Below are 16468 nucleotides of genomic sequence, written 5' to 3'. Positions count from 1 at the left end.
GACGGTTCAGCGCGACCTTGCGAAGACAACCTGATCCGTTTCGTTATTGCCACTTTCGCGAAAGCGGTAATAACCCGACCTGCCGCAGTCTTCGCCGCGCTCATTTTGCCGCGGCGAGCGGCTCTTTCTTGCGCGCCGGCGTCAGGCGGCGCATGCGGCGTTTGGCGGTGGTCTTCAGCGCCACCGGCGGAGCGCTGGACAACGCACCGAGCACCGCGCCTACCATGCCATGTGCGACGAAATCGGCGTTGATCTCGTTGGCCAATCTGGCATCTGCCTCCTGGTTGTCGCTGTCGGCTTCCGACCACAACACGATGCCCACTCGCAACCTTGGTTTGGCGCGTTTCAGCCGACGGACCAGGAACCGCCCGTGCTTGACGGAATCCCGGTTCAAAAATCCGACGACGACACTATCGACGGGGTCGAGCTCAAGGCGGCGAATGCTCCCCGGTTCCATCTCGGCGAAGCTCGCTCTCAACACCGTAGCGCCCTGGACTTCGAGCACCTGCGCCAGCATGGCGGCAGCCGCGTCGTCGAGCTCGCCGCGCCCTCCGGCGCACAGCACCGACATGCCCGTGCCATCCGGCAGTTCGGTGTCTTCCTCGCCCTGAACCTCCCCCTGAACGTGCTTGTCCTCGCGTGAGCCGTTGTCCTCGGCCGCGGCCGTGTCGTCCGCTTCCGCCTCCTCCTGCGCGCTGTCGTCGAGGTTCGCCACCATCGTCAGCGCGCTGCCCGCGACCTGCTGTCTTTGCTCATCGCTCAACACACCACGCACCCGGTCCTGCTCGCCGAGCAGAAGTGCGGGAATCGCGACCTTGTCGTAGAACTCGACCAGATATTCTTCCTCCAGCATCTCCTCGGCATGGTCCGTCGCTTCCTCGGGATCGCCGGCCAGCAGCCGCTGGTAAAGCCGGGCGTGCGGTTCGAGCACGGGTTCGTTGCCGAACAGAACGTCGAGGAATTCGAACTGCGGCACATGGCGGCCGAGCACGACGAGGCAGACCGTGAGCGGCGTCGACAGAACCAGGCCCAATGGCCCCCAAAGCCAGGTCCAGAAGATCGCCGCAACGATGATGGCCAATGGCGACAGCCCGGTGCGCGAGCCGTAGAGCCAAGGTTCGATCACGTTGCCGGTGATCAGTTCCACCACGACGAAAAGCCCTGCGGTCCAGAGCACGAGCGACCAGCCGGGCGCCACGGCCAGCGCCAGGAACAGAGGCAACAGCGTCGCTATGACCGGGCCGATATAGGGAACGAAGCGCAGCGCCAGCGCCAGCAAGCCCCACAGCAATGGATTGGGTATGCCCAGCAGCCAAAGTCCGATTGCAATTGGGACGGCATAGACGATGTTCACGACCAGTTGCATGAGCAGATAGCGGCCGACGCGCTTGCCGGCATCCTGCAGCGCCTCGGTGGTTCGATGCAGATCGCCATAGCCGACGAGGCGTATGAAGCGATCGCGCAGGTCCTCCCGCTCGAGCAGCATGAATATGACGACCACGACGATCAGTCCGGCCGATGCCAGCGGGCTCAGCAGCGGGCCGATCAGATTCTGGAGAACCTCGAGCGGTCGTTCGCGCGCGACGATTTCGACCGGGATCGGTTCCCGCGGAGGCTGATCGGCGGCGGGTTGTGCGGGCTCGGGTCTGTCGAGCTCCTGGCCGACGCGTTCGATCACCCGGCTCAATCTGGAAACGATGCCGCCGCCGACGCCGGTTTCCTTGAGCGACCGGACCTTGGTCAGGATATTCGCCTGGTAAAGCGGAATGTTCTGCGCCAGTTCACTGACCTGCGTGGCGACGATGAAGGAGAACAGAGCCAGCACCGTGAATGCGCCGAGCACACTGGCGATCACGGCAGGAAGACGCGGAATGCCGGCTCGCTTGAGTGCCGACACCATGGGCACGAGCGCAAAGGTAAGCAGCAGCGCGATTGCGATCGGCAGAAAGACCTCGCGCCCGAAATAGAGCGCCGCGACGGCCGTCACGACCGACGCTACGCTGGGCAACGATGTGCGCGGAAGCGCCCTGGCCGCGGAAACAATGCCCGCCCGCCGGGGCTCCGACAGGTGCGCGTCGTTTCGACGATTTGCCGCCACTTGATACCTCCGCCCCGCCGTCGCCATGATCGGGCATATTGAGCCGGCGTGCAACTTCGCAGCGTCTCACCCAGCTGGACGCCGATTGCCCTGGTCGGCAGCGCGGCAAATTCAGTCATGGTAGAATTTTTTGCATTAATGACGTCACGGGCAATCCTGTTCCATGTCTGCGCCAGAACGTGGAACTTTTGGGTCAAAACACCGTTCCTTCGTAGATCGCTGATGGACAACCTCAAAGCAGCAGCTCAGGAGGAATGATCATGAACATCAAGACGCTTTGCATGGGCGCGATGGCGCTTTCGATGATGACCGGCGCAGCGCTTGCCGCCGGTGCCACTGGCACTTCGGCGCTCGACGATCCGCAGAAAATGAACCCCTTCTTCACCGACGCCGGCATGAAGACCATGAAGTCGGAAGCCGAATTCAAGGCGGCATGGATGGCCATGTCCACGAGCGACCGAGCCATGATGTTGAAGGAATGCAGCGACGCAGGCATTGCCACGATGCATGCCGACTTCTGCAAGATGGCCAACCAGCTCGGTGGCGCCAACAAGTGATCGTTGCCAATTGAAATAACGCACCAAGCGAAAGGGCGGGCAGGTCTGTCACTGCGACCTTCCTGTCCGCACGGGCGGGCGCTCATCTATTTGAACTCGTGCCGGAATATCCGCGTAAAAGGCCACGACTTCGATTGCCGTGGCGCCATTGGCATGGCTTGGCCGGAGCGCATGTCGCGAAGCGGCAATGCCACTACCGCCCAGGGGGTCCCAGTCTGCTCACAATCCGGGTTTTCCGGTCGGCCGTCCGCCTGGCATTAGCGGTCGGCACGCTTGGTTACCGGCACGCTGCCCCCGGCACGCTTGACCTCGCCGCCAACCGTGGGATAGGCCGGGTAATGAGCCAACCACCTCCGCACCGGAGTCCCACGAAAGACCTGCCATGACCGACGCGATCATAAGAGACAGCAATGGCACGGCGCTGCACGAGGGCGACTCCGTGACCCTGATCAAGGATCTCAAGGTCAAAGGCACGTCGGAGACGATCAAGCGCGGCACGCTGGTGAAGAATATTCGCCTCACCGGCAATCCCGGCGAGATCGAATGCAGCACCAGGCAGGTGAAGGGCCTGGTGCTGAAGACCGAGTTTTTGAAAAAGGCGTGATCGCCTCGGCACCCTTCGCTTCGCTTCCATATCAGTCGCTCTCGAATCGCTCATGTGAGTGAATCGCCCACGCGAGGAACTGGAGGAGCCGCGCCCTCCCCCTATGTTGCACTGCGTTAGATTTGTTGCATTGCAATATCGTCGCATCGGGTCGAGCCTCTGCGAGGTGGGCATTCCTTGCATGAGGTGATTGTGTCGGCATCATTTCGGCCTGACATCGAAGGGCTGCGCGCGCTGGCGGTGGCGGGTGTCATCGCCTTCCATTTTGGTCTGTCCGGCCTGCCCGGCGGCTTTGCCGGCGTCGACATCTTCTTCGTCATCTCCGGCTATCTGATCACCCGTCACCTGGTTACGGAAATCACCGAGACCGGGCGGCTGAACCTCTGGCGCTTCTACGCCCGGCGCGCCCGGCGCCTGTTGCCGGCGGCACTGTTCGTCATCCTCGCCACGCTGTTCACGGGTTACTTCATCCTGTCGCCGGAGGAACAGGCGCTTTATTCGAAAGGCGCCATGTTCGCCTCCGCCTACATGATCAACCTTTGGCTGATCCGCTGGTCGTTCGACTATTTCGCCGCCGACGCCACCAACAACCCGTTCATCCACTTCTGGTCGCTCTCGGTCGAGGAACAGTTCTATTTGGCATGGCCGGCGCTGCTTCTCGCCGCCGCTTGGCTGCGTCCCGGCAAGCGCGCCGCTATAATCGTCATCGGCGTCGCCGGCGCGGCCTCCTTCGCCGCCTGCGCCTGGCTGACGGAAGTGTCGCAGCCCTGGGCGTTCTATTTCTCGCCGCTCAGGGCCTGGGAATTCGCCGCCGGCGGCCTCGCGACCATGGCGCCGGCAAAGATCTGGCGCGACCGGCCGCTGCTGGCCACGCTCCAGGCATGCCTCGGTCTGGCACTGATCGCCTGGGCCTATCTGATGCTGGACGAAGACTCGCCGTTTCCCGGGGTGAATGCGCTGGCGCCTGTTGCCGGCACCGTGCTGCTGCTGCTCAGCGGCAGCGGCGGCCGCAATCTGGCGAGCGCCGTGCTGGCGCTGCCGCCCATGCAATGGTTGGGCCGGCTGTCCTATTCGCTCTATCTCTGGCACTGGCCGGTCATCGTCTATGCGGCGATGGTGGTTCCCAGCCTGTCCATCCTGGACCGCCTTGCCTGCGCGGCGCTGACGCTGCTTCTATCGATGTTCACCTATCATTTCATCGAGAACCCGATCCGCCGCAACGGCTGGCTGATGGCCGGAGCAGCGCGGGCGCTGGTGCCCGCCGTCGCGCTGACCGGCGCCGGCGTGGTCGCGGCCTATGGCAATGCGCGCTTTGCCGAGCACAATCTCAGCCCCGAACAGCACGTCATCGCCGACAGCGCCGCCCAGCTCTCCACCGTGCGCGCGACCAATGGCGGCTGCGTGCTCGATTTCGAGACCGTCAAGCCGAAGCCCTGCATGTTCGGCCGCAAGGATGCCCAGCGCTCGGTCGTGCTGTTCGGCGACTCGCATGCCGACCATTGGTCGACGCCGCTGATCAAGGCGGCCGAGAAGAACAATTTTCGCGTCGTCACCTTTCTCAAATCCTCCTGCCGGGCTTCGCGGGTGACGACCTGGAACTGGCGGCTGAAGCGCGACTACACCGAATGCGATCAATGGCGCGAGCAGTCGGTCAAGGACATCATCGCGCTCCACCCGCAACTGGTGGTGATCTCGGAGTTCTCGATCGGAAATGTGATGAAAGAATCGCCCGAGGAGTTGAAGCACGCCGATTGGCAAGCGCAGTGGCGGACCGGCCTCAGCTGGACGCTTCAAGCCTTCAGCCAGGCCGGCATCAAGGTCGCGGTCATCAGGGACGTTCCCTACAATGCAAGCTACGCCGACAAATGCGTGGCGCGGGCGCTGTGGCGGGGCCAGACGCCCGCGACATGCGACACGCCGAGGATCATGGCGGCAAACGACGACATCGCCACCATCGAGCGCGATATCGTGCGCTCGACACCGAACGCTGCTTACATCGACATGACCGACCGCTTTTGCGACCAGACCACCTGCCATGTCTTCATCGACGGCAAACTAGCCTTCCGCGACCGCCACCACTTGGCGACGCCCTTCGCCGAAACGCTGGAACCGGCAGTGGAGCGGGCGCTGTTTTCGGATGTGATGGCGGCGGCCGTAAAGTAACGGTTCCGGATCTTGTCGGATCACGACCCAGCCCTCGGCAAGCAACCATGCGGGGGTCAGCTAAGGATAAGACCCGCCAGGAAAACCGTAAGGATAAGCGACAGCGGAACTGCAAGAAGGCAGCACAGCTCGAAAGCTCGCCAAGAAGTCATTGGGCGCTTTTCCATGTTGGCCTCCTCCCTCAACGGCCAGACCGAGACGGCAGTTCCGCTTAGATAGTGCTCACCCCCACCACTCATCATGCAATTGGCGCAACTCGTTCCGCTTCCTGGTCATCCATCGTGCACGCGCCAGATGTGTCGCCCACGCCCGGAAAGCCCTCTCCGGCTCCTGCTCCGGATCAATGTGCAGAACGATGCGGGCGACCTCACGCCAATCGGTCCCTTCAGCCGACGCGTCGAGCAGCCGGATATAAGTAAGCATGCGATCTTCGTCATAACCGGTCGGCACTGAAGACGTCGGCGCTGCGTTCGCGATATGAGAGTTTGGCGGCTTTGGCATTGCGACCTACCAGCAATGGCGCACCGTAGCAGCCTATAAAGAAGCCCGCGCCCTTTGATCGGAGGATGCGCCGATCGAGATTCGCCTCGACGGTCGGCAAATGGCGGCCTCAGGCGGAGTTCACCGCCCAGCTGGGCTCACGCCTCACCACGTCGTGATCGGGTCGAGGCAATCTATCTATTTTAGTGGAACCTAATTTAGTCGACGCAATTATGCGTGCGTGAGAAAGCGTGAAATCCAGACCGTCACTGAAAGCCGGCTATCGCGAGATCAGTTGGCCGATGATCCAGTGATTGCAGTCGATTTGACGGAACGGATATTACAGGCGGCCGACAACGACAGGATTGTCTGCCTCGTTGTGGCAACGGAGCAACTGGAAACCGACCGCATCGAGAAAGCGGAGCCTAAGGAGACCAGGATTGCCACAAGCTTCGTCCGGGACTTTGAGGTAATGCTGCTTGTTCTTTATGCGGCCTACGCCCTCGCTGTGCTGGGTGCGACCGCGTTCGTTTTGCTGGAATTGGGCCATGTTCTGTAGGCAGACGTCGGCAAAAGACGGGACTGACGCGCGATTGCCGCTGTTTGATGAGAGGAGCGGCCACGCTGCGTCGACGATCCGACCCCGGCGCAGCCAGCGGCGTTTTCGCGCCAGCAGGCGCTAAACTTCGGGCCCGTCCGTTCCTTACATCTTGCCAATCTATGGAACGAGGCTGCCCCTCGGGGGTTTTTCTATTAGAGGGACGTTAAAGAAGGAGGTAGCTATGAAGAAGCTCCTGCTTGCCTCGGTGATCGCCATCGCCTCGGCGGCTTCCGTGATCGGCCCGGCGAATGCCGGCGGCAGCGTCACGATCGGCATCGGCAACGGCTATGACGACGACTATTATTATCGCCACCATCGATATTCCGATTACGACGATGAGTACGTCCCCCGTTACCGCTATGATGTCTACGACGAGGACTACAGGCCGCGCTACCGGTACCACCACCGGCGCTGCCACACCGAAGTCATCAAGCACTGGCGTCATCACCACCGGATTATCGAAAGAATCCGTGTCTGCCGTCGTTGACGGATCGATCCGGCCGGTATTGCCGGCCGGATCGGCGGGGCTTCTCACCTCGGCTTGCGCATCAGCATCATGCCGTAATGCACGGCCAATATGTCGAGCCCGATCTTGAGTAGTTTCACCACCACGTCGCGCGGCTCGCCGGCCTGTTCGGCCAGGCTCTTGACCGTTGCGTCGGCACAGCAGACCTTTTGCACGATGCCGGCGATCTCCCAATGGACAAGCGCCCTGGTTGCCTCGGCATGGTCGCGGCCGGCGGACAGGATGTGTTCGGCGACGCCGCTGCCGGTACGGCCGCCGTCGACGCGCTCGGCCCAAGCCATCGGCTTGGCGGTTGCCTCGGACGAGTTGCGGAAATCCTGGCGGTAGCGCATGCCCGCCTCGCGCTGCTGGCGCGACAGCGAGGTGAGGCCGCTCAGCGGGTCGACGTTGCGCACCCGCACGATGCCGCCGGTCGCTGTGTGGCCGTCATTGGAAACCTCATAGAGGCGCGCGCCCTCCTGCGTCCCCTTGGCCAGCCGCTTGCGGCCGAACCTGTCGTCCTTCAGCGCGAAATTATGGCCGATCTCCTTGCGGATGCGCACCTGCTCGGCCTCGCCTTTCGGCAATCGCGGCGGCCTGGCTTTGATCTTCTGGACGGTTTTGGTGCTCATCGGCTCGGTCCTCCTGGGTTTTGGTCGTCGGGCTCTGGCGAACTTCCGTCATCCAACGGGCTCAAATCGCTTCGGCCGGCAGCGTGCGCAGGAAGCGCGCCGCGTGATAGGCGCAGTAGCTTTTCGATGGGTTCGTGCGCAGTCCGCAGCACAGCATGTCCAAACCGGGCCGGCTGCCGGGGGCATCGTTTTCCGCATCCTCCTGCAGCGTCGTGTCGAGCGGCGCGCGGCAGCGCTCGAACAGGCAATCGATGAAGCGCATGGCAACGAAATGCGGCTGGCGACCGCCGGCGGCGATCGGGCGCGGCGCCGGCATTTCGAGCGGCGCGCCATCTGACCCGGTGATCCGAGCCGGACCCGGCTGCCAGGCCGGCGGCGCCAGCCTGGCCGACAGCCTTGCCGGGCGGCAGCGTGGCTCGGCCTTCGGAGCCGACTCCGCTTGATCAGCAGTGCTTGATGGCTCAGGCGCCGAATTTCCGAGCCGGCCGCCAGAGCGTCGGCCACACCAGCCTTTGGATCTGGCAAGGCCGATGGCGCGCAGACGGGCGGTGCGGTGGACGATGCCGATGATGGCCGCGCGCGAGGCCGGGCGGCCGCGCAGCGCGGTCAACCGGGTGGCGATCTTCGCGGCCGACAGCCCGCTCATCAGCCAGTTCTCGATTTGTTCCAGTTCCGAGGCGGAATAGCGGGCGGCCATGATGTTTCATTTCCTGCAAAAATGGTTGTGTGCGGCGCCGGCTTCGCCGGCCTCAGGCTCGAAAGCCGGTCAGCCTTCGCGTGGTCTGCTGCGATCGAGCTTCATCTCGGCCGCCTGCCTTGTTGCGCCGGACACTGCCTTGCCCGTCCGCTCGTCGAAGGCGATGACCGCGCCGTCTTCGGTGCGGGTGCAGGAAACTGCGGCATCCGCATTGCCGGCCGGCAGGTAATTCGTGGCCGGAGCCGTGAGGGGAACGGCTCCGGCCGTTCCGGCCGCTTGCGCTGCCGGATCCGAGGCGCGAGCCTCGGGCATCGTCCCGGCCGGGGAGGAGGACAGCCGCGACGAAGGGGAAAGGTTTGGCACATGCATGGCCTTGGCGACCGGTTGTGGTACCGCCTCCAGGAGAGCGCTGCCGGCGCGCTGAAGGGCGGATTCGAGGACCGAAAGCTGGTGAAGCGACTTGTGCATGACCGTATAAGAGCATAACTCAATCAATTATGCAAGCGATTCTTGCATAGACGAAACCGATTCTTATGCCTCAGATGGAGCCATGGCGAAAACTGCACTGTCGATCAAGGTCGGAGCGGCGATCCGCCGGGCGCGCAAGCAGCGCGGCCTGGTGATGCGCCACATTGCCGAGCACAACGACACCGACGTCGCTGCCGTCGGCAATTGGGAAACCGGGCGCAACCTGCCCAAGACCGAGAACCTTTTGAAGACCGCCGCGTTCCTGCGCGTCGACCCGGTGGCACTCGGCAAGGGCGAGGTCGTTTTCCTCGAAGATGCCGGACCGGTCGCCGATGCCGAGATCGTCACCGATCCCGGCCCCCTGCCCGCCGGGCCGATGGACATCCAGCTTCTCGGCACCGCCGTCGGCGGCGACGATGGCGACTTCACCTTCAACGGCCAGCCGGCCGGCTATGTCCAGCGGCCGCCGGGGATCCGGCATCTGCGCAACGTGTTTGCGCTGCACGTGCTGAGCGATTCGATGGTGCCGCGCTACGAGCCCGGCGAGATGATCTATTGCGGCGGCCGCGAAGCGTTGCCCGGCGACCATGTGGTGATCGAGACCCTGCCCGAGGAGAACGAGCAAAACGGCAAGGCCTTCATCAAGAAGCTGGTCAAGCGCACCGCCGCCGAGCTGATCGTCGAGCAGTACAACCCGCCCAAGACGCTGTCCTTCAACCGCTACGCCATCAAGAACGTCTTCCGCGTCATCCCGCTCAAGGAATTGCTGGGGTATTGAGGGCTTGTTGCCTTCTCCCCTTGTGGGAGAAGGTGGATCGGCGCACAGCGCCGAGCCGGATGAGGGGTGCTGGAAGGAACGCGGCGGAGGAAATGTAGAAGCGATTTTTAAGCACTTACGCCATCAAGGTAGCGATCCGTCCAACACCCCTCATCCGACCGAGCTTCGCTCGGCCACCTTCTCCCACAAGGGGAGAAGGGAAGAGCAGCACGCCCGCCCCCTCAAGCCCGCCTCGACTGCAGCTCTCGACCGTTGAGCAGGCGCGCCTCGGCGCGGGTCCGTTGCCGGTCGTCGATGAAGGCGGCCTGGATCGAGACCGGCGGCGCCCGGCAGGCCGTCGGCCCGGCAGGCCTTGCAAATCAGGCGCCCCGAAAGTGCTGATAGCGGCGTCTCCGGCCTCACCCCATGCCGCTTGAGCTCGGCCGGCTTCCACCACCTGTTACGGCCGCAGTCGATGCATTCGACGGCAATCGAGACAACATCGGCGATCGTCGCTTCCTTGCCTGCCAATGCCATGGTCATCCCCATCATCGTTCCTGCTTTGTTCGCAACATTATCGGTTTTTGGAGCGGAGTCGAGTCGGTTCCGCTTACATCAACGTGAAAGTTTCACTTGTTCGATTATTTGAGTTATGCTTATACATGGTGTGGACTGGAATCGGCGCGAGCAACAGAACCGCAGCCGGCCGGCAGCAAGGGAATGACGATGGACCCAGCCCAGTTCGCCCATGCTTGCGGCTATAGCGGCGACAGCCCGGCCATGTTTGCCGCTTTCGCGGCCATCCGCCAGGACGGCATCCGCAAGGCACGCCAGGGTCATCGCCAGCGCAAGGCGGCGATCGACCGGTTGAAGCCGAGCCGCGCTCTGTTCCTGGCGGCGATCCGCCCGGCGCAGTCAGCCGAGGAGGCACTCGAGGATGCCGCCCGCTTCCTGTCGATGTTCCGCAACATGCCGTACTGGCGACAGGAAAGGCGCGCCGCCGACCTCACCCGCGCCAGGCAGCAGCGCCTGTTCGCCCGCTTCTTCCGCCGCTACGGCCACCGCCTCTGGGCGCTCGAGGCGGCGTAAGCCCGAGCGGAGCGGCCAGCCAGCCGATCAAAGCTGCTGGCTGCGAGCGAAAATGCGGCCGTAGCTGGCATCGTCGATCTCTGCGAAGTGATGGGAGCGCAGGAAACGCTGCAGCCGGGGATTCGGTGTGGCGCAGGTGGCGGCATGGACATTCCAACGGATCAGCTTGAATTGCCGATCGATGGCATAGGCCCGGACAAGCCTCCACAAGACGAGCAGGACGCCTTCGCCACCGCCGTCGATATGGGCAAAATTGACCAGAAGCGTGCCGCCATTGCGATTGAATTCGGCCAGGACGGTGGCGCTGCCCATGGCGAAGGAGATCGGCCGGCCGAAGGCCAGCAACGCATCCTGGTCCGCGCGCGACAGCGCCCTCAACGTCTCCAGGGAGACACCCTCGATTTCGATCCGCATTGAAGGGTTGACCCTCGCTAAGTTGCTCGCCTCGCCCATTGCCCTAGTCTGCTTGCCAGAAAGACAGCTGATAATCCTCCAGGTCTCTGGAGTCTGAAGCGAAAAACTCGACGACAAACCTTCGGTTCGCAAACTGCCATTGCAGTTTTGCCTCATAAATCTCCTTGAGAACCGAGCCGAGAAACACGAGTTTGTCGCGAGAGATGTCGGCGGCGCCCAAGGCGTGAATGTCGGCAATGTGCAGGTGGTTCATAACCGCTTCCACGGACTGTCGTGTGGCGTTGGGGTCTCGTTCAAAGCTTCGCAGGCCTTCCTCGCTAAACCCTTCCATCAAAACGTAGCGTTCGAACGTCACGAATTTCGGCCAGAAAATGGTGCTGTATCCCACAGCAAGCGCAAATCGGCCCTCGCACCCGACCCAGCTTTGTAGATCGATGCCGGACCCATTGTTCCAGGCTGCCAATTCAGCCTTCATGCTGGCTGGAACATCCATATCGTAGCCTCCCGATCTCGCCTGTCATAGGTCTTTCAACGGCTGCTTTCCAGTAGACCGGCAAAGTTGCATCCCTTCACGCTTGTCGTCCCCAAATCCGCGCCGTATGTCTCCACGCGATGAGCGAGATCGAATTCCGTCGCGCGCAGGCGCCCGACCTGCCGGCGATCGTTGCAATGCTTGCCGACGATGTGCTCGGCGCAGACCGGGAAGACCCGTCCACGCCGCTTGCGCCGTCCTATCTCGATGCCTTCAGCGCAATCGATACCGATCCCAACCAGTTGCTGGCCGTCGCCGTCAACGCCGGGCAAGTGGTCGGAACGCTGCAGCTCAGCTTCCTTCCAGGCATTTCGAGAAAAGGCGCCTGGCGCGGCCAGATCGAAGGCGTTCGCGTCGCCCGGCAATGGCGCTCGCGCGGCCTCGGCAAGCTGATGATCGAATGGGCGATTGAAACATGCCGTTCGCGCAATTGCAGCTTCGTCCAGCTCACCACGGACAAAGGTCGACGGGAGGCGCACGCTTTTTACGAGCGCCTCGGCTTCACCGCCAGTCATCTCGGCTACAAGATGGCGCTGTAGCGCTCGGCTGATTGCCGAAGTCGGCGCTGCCCCTCATCCGCCTGCCGGCACCTTCTCCCCGTATAGCGACGGGGAGAAGGGGCTGTCCGCAAACTCGGCACTTTCCTGCAACGTTAGTGATTGGCGAAGCCATCGACGAAAGCGTCCTTCTCCCCGTCACTATACGGGGAGAAGTGCCCGGCAGGGCGATGAGGGGCGGCGCCAACCTGAAGCGATTGCCCCTTCACCTGTCGTCCGCGCTGCTTGACAATTCACCCACAATGTTCTCTTTATGTTCTCATCACAACTCGAGACAATGCGGCGTTCGAACCGCCGCGGGCGAACGGGCCGGATGGAAGCCAACATCCTCCACGCGGATCTGGATGCCTTCTATGCCTCGGTCGAACAGTTGCTCGACCCGGCCTTGCGCGGCAAGCCGATTGCCGTCGGCGGCGGGGTAGTGCTTGCCGCATCCTATGAAGCCAAGGCGTTCGGCGTGCGCGGCGGTATGCCGGGACGGCGCGCGCGGGAACTCTGCCCGCAACTCATCTTCGTCGGCGGCCATTTCAAGGACTATCAGCGGCTGGGCGATGCGGCAATCAAGGTGCTCGGCGATTTCACGCCGGTGGTCGAGCGGATTTCGATCGACGAGGCCTTTGCCGACGTCGCCGGCTGCACCCATTTGTTCGGCTCGCCGGCCGAGATCGCCGGCAAGATCCGCGGCCGCGTGCGGGCCGAGCTCGGCCTGCCGATCTCGGTCGGCGTAGCCCGCACCAAGCATCTGGCCAAGATCGCCTCACAGGTCGCAAAACCGGACGGGCTGGTGGTGGTCGATCCGCGCCACGAGCTGGAGTTCCTGCACCACCTGCCGGTCGAGTTGATGTGGGGCGTCGGCCCGGTCACCAGGCAGCGGCTGGCCGGCATCGGCGTCAACACCATCGGCGAGCTGGCGAAGACCAATGGTGGGGCGCTTGAGCGCCTGCTCGGGCCGGCGGCGGGAGAGAAACTCAACGCGCTGGCGTGGAACCGCGATCCGCGCAAGCTCGAGACGCAGCGCCGGGCGCGCTCGGCGGGTGCGCAGTCGGCGCTTGGCCGAAAACCGGCCGAGGAGCAGGTCTTCGTGCCCGCTTTGCTGCATCTGGCCGACAGGGTCGCCACAAGATTGCGGGCGAAATCCCGGCCCGGCCGCACGGTGACGGTTCGCGTCCGCTTTGCCGATTTGCGCTCGGTGACGCGCTCGATCACGCTCGACCAGCCGATTTCGGCAACCGCCATGCTGGCCGAGATCGCCGAGGCGCTGGTGCGCAAGGTGCTCATCGACCATCCGCACGAAAAGACAATCTCGCTGCTGGCGATCGCCGTATCGCATCTGGAGCAGCATGCCGGCCTGCAACTGGAACTGCCGCTCGGGCTCGACGACGACCGCCGCCGCCCCGGCACCAGCAAGGGCGCGGCGCGCTGGACCGCGGATCGCGCCGTCGACAAGATCCGCGACCGCTTCGGCTGGGAGGCGGTCGGCTACGCCTCGGTCGCGCTCGGACTGCGGCGATCGGTTCCCGACGCATTTCGGGAGCTGGCCGAGAAGGAATTGTGAGCCTCGATTACACTTTGGTTGCCAAGTCGCCGGAATGACGTTGAAGGCTGCGGACTTGTGAATTTATCTTCGGTCCAGTTGGTCGTGCACCGGTTTGGGTATCGGCCAGACAGGGTAGCACCCGCCCGCAAATCCTTCCGCACCTTCATTTCGAACGACAGGAGATCGGCATGGGACAGAACGCCGGATATTTCGCACTCATCGTTGCCGGACTGGTGACCAATGCAACGACGCTGGCCAAGCCGCTCAACCCGGACCGGGCGATTCCATCCCTGGGCGATATCAACTCGCCGCTGGCCAGCCCGCTATTCAAGCAGGTCAAGGCTGGGCCGCTGGAGATAAAGCTTGAGGAAACCACGCTTGCCGATGTCGAAAAAGCCTTCGGCGGAGCCATGCACGATGAAGGTGACGCCGGAGATTCACGCCACTGGCTTTGCTATGCCGGCCCCGACGCCGGCGGATCGCCGTCGATCTTCTGGTTCGTATCCGGCGAGATGGGCGGCTCCGACCACGGTGTCCTGTCCGTCGCCCTGCAGCCGAACCCGGAAGGTAAGGTGCCGGAAGGATGCGCCGGCGCGCCTGCCAGCCTGACAGCTGTTGAACTCGATACGCCCGGCGTCGGAGCGCCGCTGAGCGACGTGGCCGCGAAATTTGGCGCCGCCAAGCCCGATCGTTACGGCCATTTCGGCTTCGCCGCCTCTTATCCTCCTTCGTCTCCCGACCAGAAGGACGCCACGGTCACGCAGACGCTCACCTACACAGCCGGGAACGGCAGGATAACCGGCGTGGCGGTGACGCAAGTCACCACCAATTAGGGTGTCCCCGCTCGGTTGGCGAATGGTTCACGTGTGAATGATCTGCCGCGCCCAAGCCAGGCGGCCTGGTTGCTGGCCACCTCGTAATGCAGACTGGTTCTGATGTGCCGCCCGGGCCCGCCCTCCACCTGCAAATTCCTGATCTTGAAATATTAGACCGCCATCATACACCTGCGCCGGCCGCACCGCCATCCTGTCGCGCCCACAGACGGCAGGCCAACGCAGTTTCTCGTCGAAATGGGTGAACATCCGCCCTGGAGTTGGCAAGGCCGATATCGGAACGGCAGAAATTGGGTCGGAACGGCCCTTCCGATCGCACCCGCGAAGGTCCCGAAATGACCCAGAAGCGGGCGTTCGGCAGCGATCCGAGCAGCAACCATTTTGGCAGGACAGGAAATCGGCATGGAATGCTGCAATCATCATCATGTCCCGTCCAAGTTGTGGACAGTTCCTTCTCAAAGGCGCACTCTTAGCGTGCGAAACGCGAGCTGGCGTTTCGTGCAATGCTTCACATGCTTGACTTGCGTCGGTGATTATCTGACCTACCCGGATACTTCCGGGTGGGCAGACCTCACATTGTGTCGCCTATCCGTGATCAGGCTACGGCCTAAGGCACGTTGCAGCCCGTTCCGGATCAACTGGGAGGTAAACAACATGCCTGATTTTCAGCGCAGAGAACTTCTTGTTCAAGGAAGCGCGGCTCTTGCCGCAATTGCTGCTCTCTATACCTCGCGCCGGGCTTACGCTTTTCCAACACGGCCGAACGAGGAAGTTATTCCATGGCTGGATCAGCCGACCGAAAATCCCGATCCGGCGGGTATCCAGAAGCAGCTTGTTTGGGAGGATTTGGATAGCTGGATAACGCCAAACGACAAGTTCTTCAGCATCTCGCATTTCAACCGACCAACGATCGACGAGAAGACATGGTCGATGGAGATCGGAGGCCTGGTTAAGAAGCCCCTGGAGTTAACGCTCGCCGACATCAGGGCGCGACCGCGGCAGGAGGTCGTTTTCACAGTGGAATGCTCGGGCAACCATGGGTTTCCCTTTTTCACCGGCGGCATCGGCAATGCTCGCTGGGCAGGGACGCCGCTCGCCCCGATCCTCGAGGAAGCCGGCGTTCTGGAGAAGGGCATCGAGGTCGTCTTTTTCGGTACCGACACAGGCGAGATCCCGATACGCGACGTCAAGATGCGGCAGAACTTCGCTCGCAGCATGTCGCTCGCCGACGCGATGAACCCGGACAATCTCCTCTGCTATGAAATGAACGGGGCCGCCTTGCCGGCGCCCAATGGCTTCCCGGTACGGCTCATTGCGCCAGGCTGGTACGGGATCGCCAACGTCAAGTGGCTAAAGCGCATCGAGGTTCGCGATACGCGGTTCATGAGCCTTCTGATGGCCCGCGACTATGTCACCATCCGGGAGGAGGACCACAACGGCGAGACCGTATGGGCCGAGACGTCAGTCGGGCGAGCGCTGATAAAGTCCGCGCCTGCGAAGGTTACCCGGAAAGACTCGGATTACCGCATCGTTGGGGCAGCCTGGGGGGCGCCGATCGACCGGGTCGAAGTGCAAATCGATCAAGGGCCTTGGACACCAGCGACCATTGACCACAGTGAGGAGGCAGAACACGCTTGGAAAATCTGGTCCCTGGCTTGGGCAAATCCCTCTCCTGGAGAACACACGGTGACCTCGCGCGCGGTCAGCACCACAGGACAAATTCAACCGGCGATGGACGATCCCTTGATTGCCAAGAAGCACACATACTGGGAAAGCAATGGCCAGGTGACGCGCCGCGTGCGTATCGGCTAGAGCATTTTGCAGCCAAAAGGAAGCATTTGGCGTCCGCATAGATGCGGGAAAGCAGATAGTTAGAGCGAGTTACCGGTTCCAAGAGAACCGGAACCGCTCTAAGAACGTGCTGCCATGTGGCAATTGCGTTTG

The 16468-nt window shown here is 62.8% G+C and carries 18 protein-coding genes; 11 read left to right on the top strand and 7 right to left on the bottom strand.

What is annotated here, in order from left to right:
* Nucleotides 1-100: 100 nt before the first annotated feature.
* Entirely contained in the window at nucleotides 101-2098 is a 1998-nt protein-coding gene (locus tag NKI70_RS10770; protein WP_352724571.1) for an AI-2E family transporter, read from the bottom strand.
* Between the two features lie 260 nt (nucleotides 2099-2358).
* Between NKI70_RS10770 and NKI70_RS10765 the strand changes: the two genes are divergently transcribed.
* From NKI70_RS10765 to NKI70_RS10755, 3 genes are all read left to right on the top strand, one after another.
* Nucleotides 2359-2655 carry a hypothetical protein gene (locus tag NKI70_RS10765; protein ID WP_023675661.1) on the top strand — a complete coding sequence of 99 codons (297 nt, stop codon included), beginning with the start codon at nucleotides 2359-2361 and terminating at the stop codon, nucleotides 2653-2655.
* Between the two features lie 382 nt (nucleotides 2656-3037).
* The gene (locus tag NKI70_RS10760) at nucleotides 3038-3259 is read left to right on the top strand and encodes an alkylphosphonate utilization protein (RefSeq protein WP_023675660.1); all 222 of its coding nucleotides are present in this window, start codon (nucleotides 3038-3040) and stop codon (nucleotides 3257-3259) included.
* A 192-nt stretch (nucleotides 3260-3451) separates the two neighbouring features.
* The gene (locus tag NKI70_RS10755; RefSeq protein WP_352569179.1) at nucleotides 3452-5422 is read left to right on the top strand and encodes an acyltransferase family protein; all 1971 of its coding nucleotides are present in this window, start codon (nucleotides 3452-3454) and stop codon (nucleotides 5420-5422) included.
* Nucleotides 5423-5644: 222 nt separating this feature from the next.
* Here the strand turns inward: NKI70_RS10755 and NKI70_RS10750 are convergent, their stop codons facing one another.
* Nucleotides 5645-5923, bottom strand: a complete 279-nt coding sequence (locus NKI70_RS10750) for a hypothetical protein (RefSeq protein ID WP_352453505.1) — start codon at nucleotides 5921-5923, stop codon at nucleotides 5645-5647.
* Nucleotides 5924-6197: 274 nt separating this feature from the next.
* Between NKI70_RS10750 and NKI70_RS10745 the strand changes: the two genes are divergently transcribed.
* Complete coding sequence (locus NKI70_RS10745; RefSeq protein ID WP_245274650.1) at nucleotides 6198-6461, top strand: hypothetical protein; 264 nt, start codon at nucleotides 6198-6200, stop codon at nucleotides 6459-6461.
* A gap of 223 nt (nucleotides 6462-6684) precedes the next feature.
* Entirely contained in the window at nucleotides 6685-6990 is a 306-nt protein-coding gene (locus tag NKI70_RS10740) for a hypothetical protein (protein WP_023675656.1), read from the top strand.
* A 44-nt stretch (nucleotides 6991-7034) separates the two neighbouring features.
* Here the strand turns inward: NKI70_RS10740 and NKI70_RS10735 are convergent, their stop codons facing one another.
* From NKI70_RS10735 to NKI70_RS10725, 3 genes are all read right to left on the bottom strand, one after another.
* On the bottom strand, nucleotides 7035-7640 hold the full coding sequence (locus NKI70_RS10735; protein ID WP_352724570.1) for a DUF6456 domain-containing protein: 606 nt from the start codon (nucleotides 7638-7640) through the stop codon (nucleotides 7035-7037).
* Between the two features lie 61 nt (nucleotides 7641-7701).
* Nucleotides 7702-8337: a high mobility group family protein gene (locus NKI70_RS10730; protein WP_352569176.1), complete on the bottom strand. Its 636-nt coding sequence runs from the start codon at nucleotides 8335-8337 to the stop codon at nucleotides 7702-7704.
* A gap of 69 nt (nucleotides 8338-8406) precedes the next feature.
* Complete coding sequence (locus NKI70_RS10725; protein ID WP_352569175.1) at nucleotides 8407-8805, bottom strand: hypothetical protein; 399 nt, start codon at nucleotides 8803-8805, stop codon at nucleotides 8407-8409.
* Between the two features lie 82 nt (nucleotides 8806-8887).
* On the opposite strand from NKI70_RS10725, the gene NKI70_RS10720 reads away from it, so the two are divergent.
* Both NKI70_RS10720 and NKI70_RS10715 read left to right on the top strand, forming a co-directional pair.
* A complete protein-coding gene (locus tag NKI70_RS10720; RefSeq protein WP_352457320.1) occupies nucleotides 8888-9583 on the top strand; it encodes an XRE family transcriptional regulator in 696 nt (231 codons plus the stop codon).
* A gap of 705 nt (nucleotides 9584-10288) precedes the next feature.
* Nucleotides 10289-10651, top strand: coding sequence for a hypothetical protein (locus NKI70_RS10715; protein WP_352569173.1), 363 nt, complete (start codon nucleotides 10289-10291; stop codon nucleotides 10649-10651).
* Between the two features lie 27 nt (nucleotides 10652-10678).
* Here the strand turns inward: NKI70_RS10715 and NKI70_RS10710 are convergent, their stop codons facing one another.
* Nucleotides 10679-11065, bottom strand: coding sequence for a hypothetical protein (locus NKI70_RS10710; RefSeq protein ID WP_051406100.1), 387 nt, complete (start codon nucleotides 11063-11065; stop codon nucleotides 10679-10681).
* Between the two features lie 43 nt (nucleotides 11066-11108).
* A complete protein-coding gene (locus NKI70_RS10705) occupies nucleotides 11109-11558 on the bottom strand; it encodes a hypothetical protein (RefSeq protein ID WP_023675649.1) in 450 nt (149 codons plus the stop codon).
* 119 nt (nucleotides 11559-11677) lie between these two features.
* On the opposite strand from NKI70_RS10705, the gene NKI70_RS10700 reads away from it, so the two are divergent.
* The 4 genes from NKI70_RS10700 (at nucleotide 11678) to NKI70_RS10685 (ending at nucleotide 16336) form a co-directional block, all read left to right on the top strand.
* Nucleotides 11678-12136 carry a GNAT family N-acetyltransferase gene (locus tag NKI70_RS10700; protein WP_352569172.1) on the top strand — a complete coding sequence of 153 codons (459 nt, stop codon included), beginning with the start codon at nucleotides 11678-11680 and terminating at the stop codon, nucleotides 12134-12136.
* Nucleotides 12137-12467: 331 nt separating this feature from the next.
* The gene (dinB, locus tag NKI70_RS10695) at nucleotides 12468-13709 is read left to right on the top strand and encodes a DNA polymerase IV (RefSeq protein ID WP_352569171.1); all 1242 of its coding nucleotides are present in this window, start codon (nucleotides 12468-12470) and stop codon (nucleotides 13707-13709) included.
* A 170-nt stretch (nucleotides 13710-13879) separates the two neighbouring features.
* Complete coding sequence (locus NKI70_RS10690; protein ID WP_352569170.1) at nucleotides 13880-14524, top strand: hypothetical protein; 645 nt, start codon at nucleotides 13880-13882, stop codon at nucleotides 14522-14524.
* A gap of 654 nt (nucleotides 14525-15178) precedes the next feature.
* Nucleotides 15179-16336 (top strand): sulfite oxidase, encoded by a 1158-nt coding sequence (locus tag NKI70_RS10685; protein WP_352569169.1) that lies wholly within the window; start codon nucleotides 15179-15181, stop codon nucleotides 16334-16336.
* The last annotated feature ends 132 nt before the right edge of the window (nucleotides 16337-16468 follow it).

This window comes from Mesorhizobium sp. M0500 (genome assembly GCF_040321165.1).
Taxonomy (GTDB): Bacteria; Pseudomonadota; Alphaproteobacteria; order Rhizobiales; family Rhizobiaceae; genus Mesorhizobium.
The sequence above is the reverse complement of the archived record's forward strand: the minus strand, read 5'-3'. Positions and strand labels throughout refer to the sequence as shown.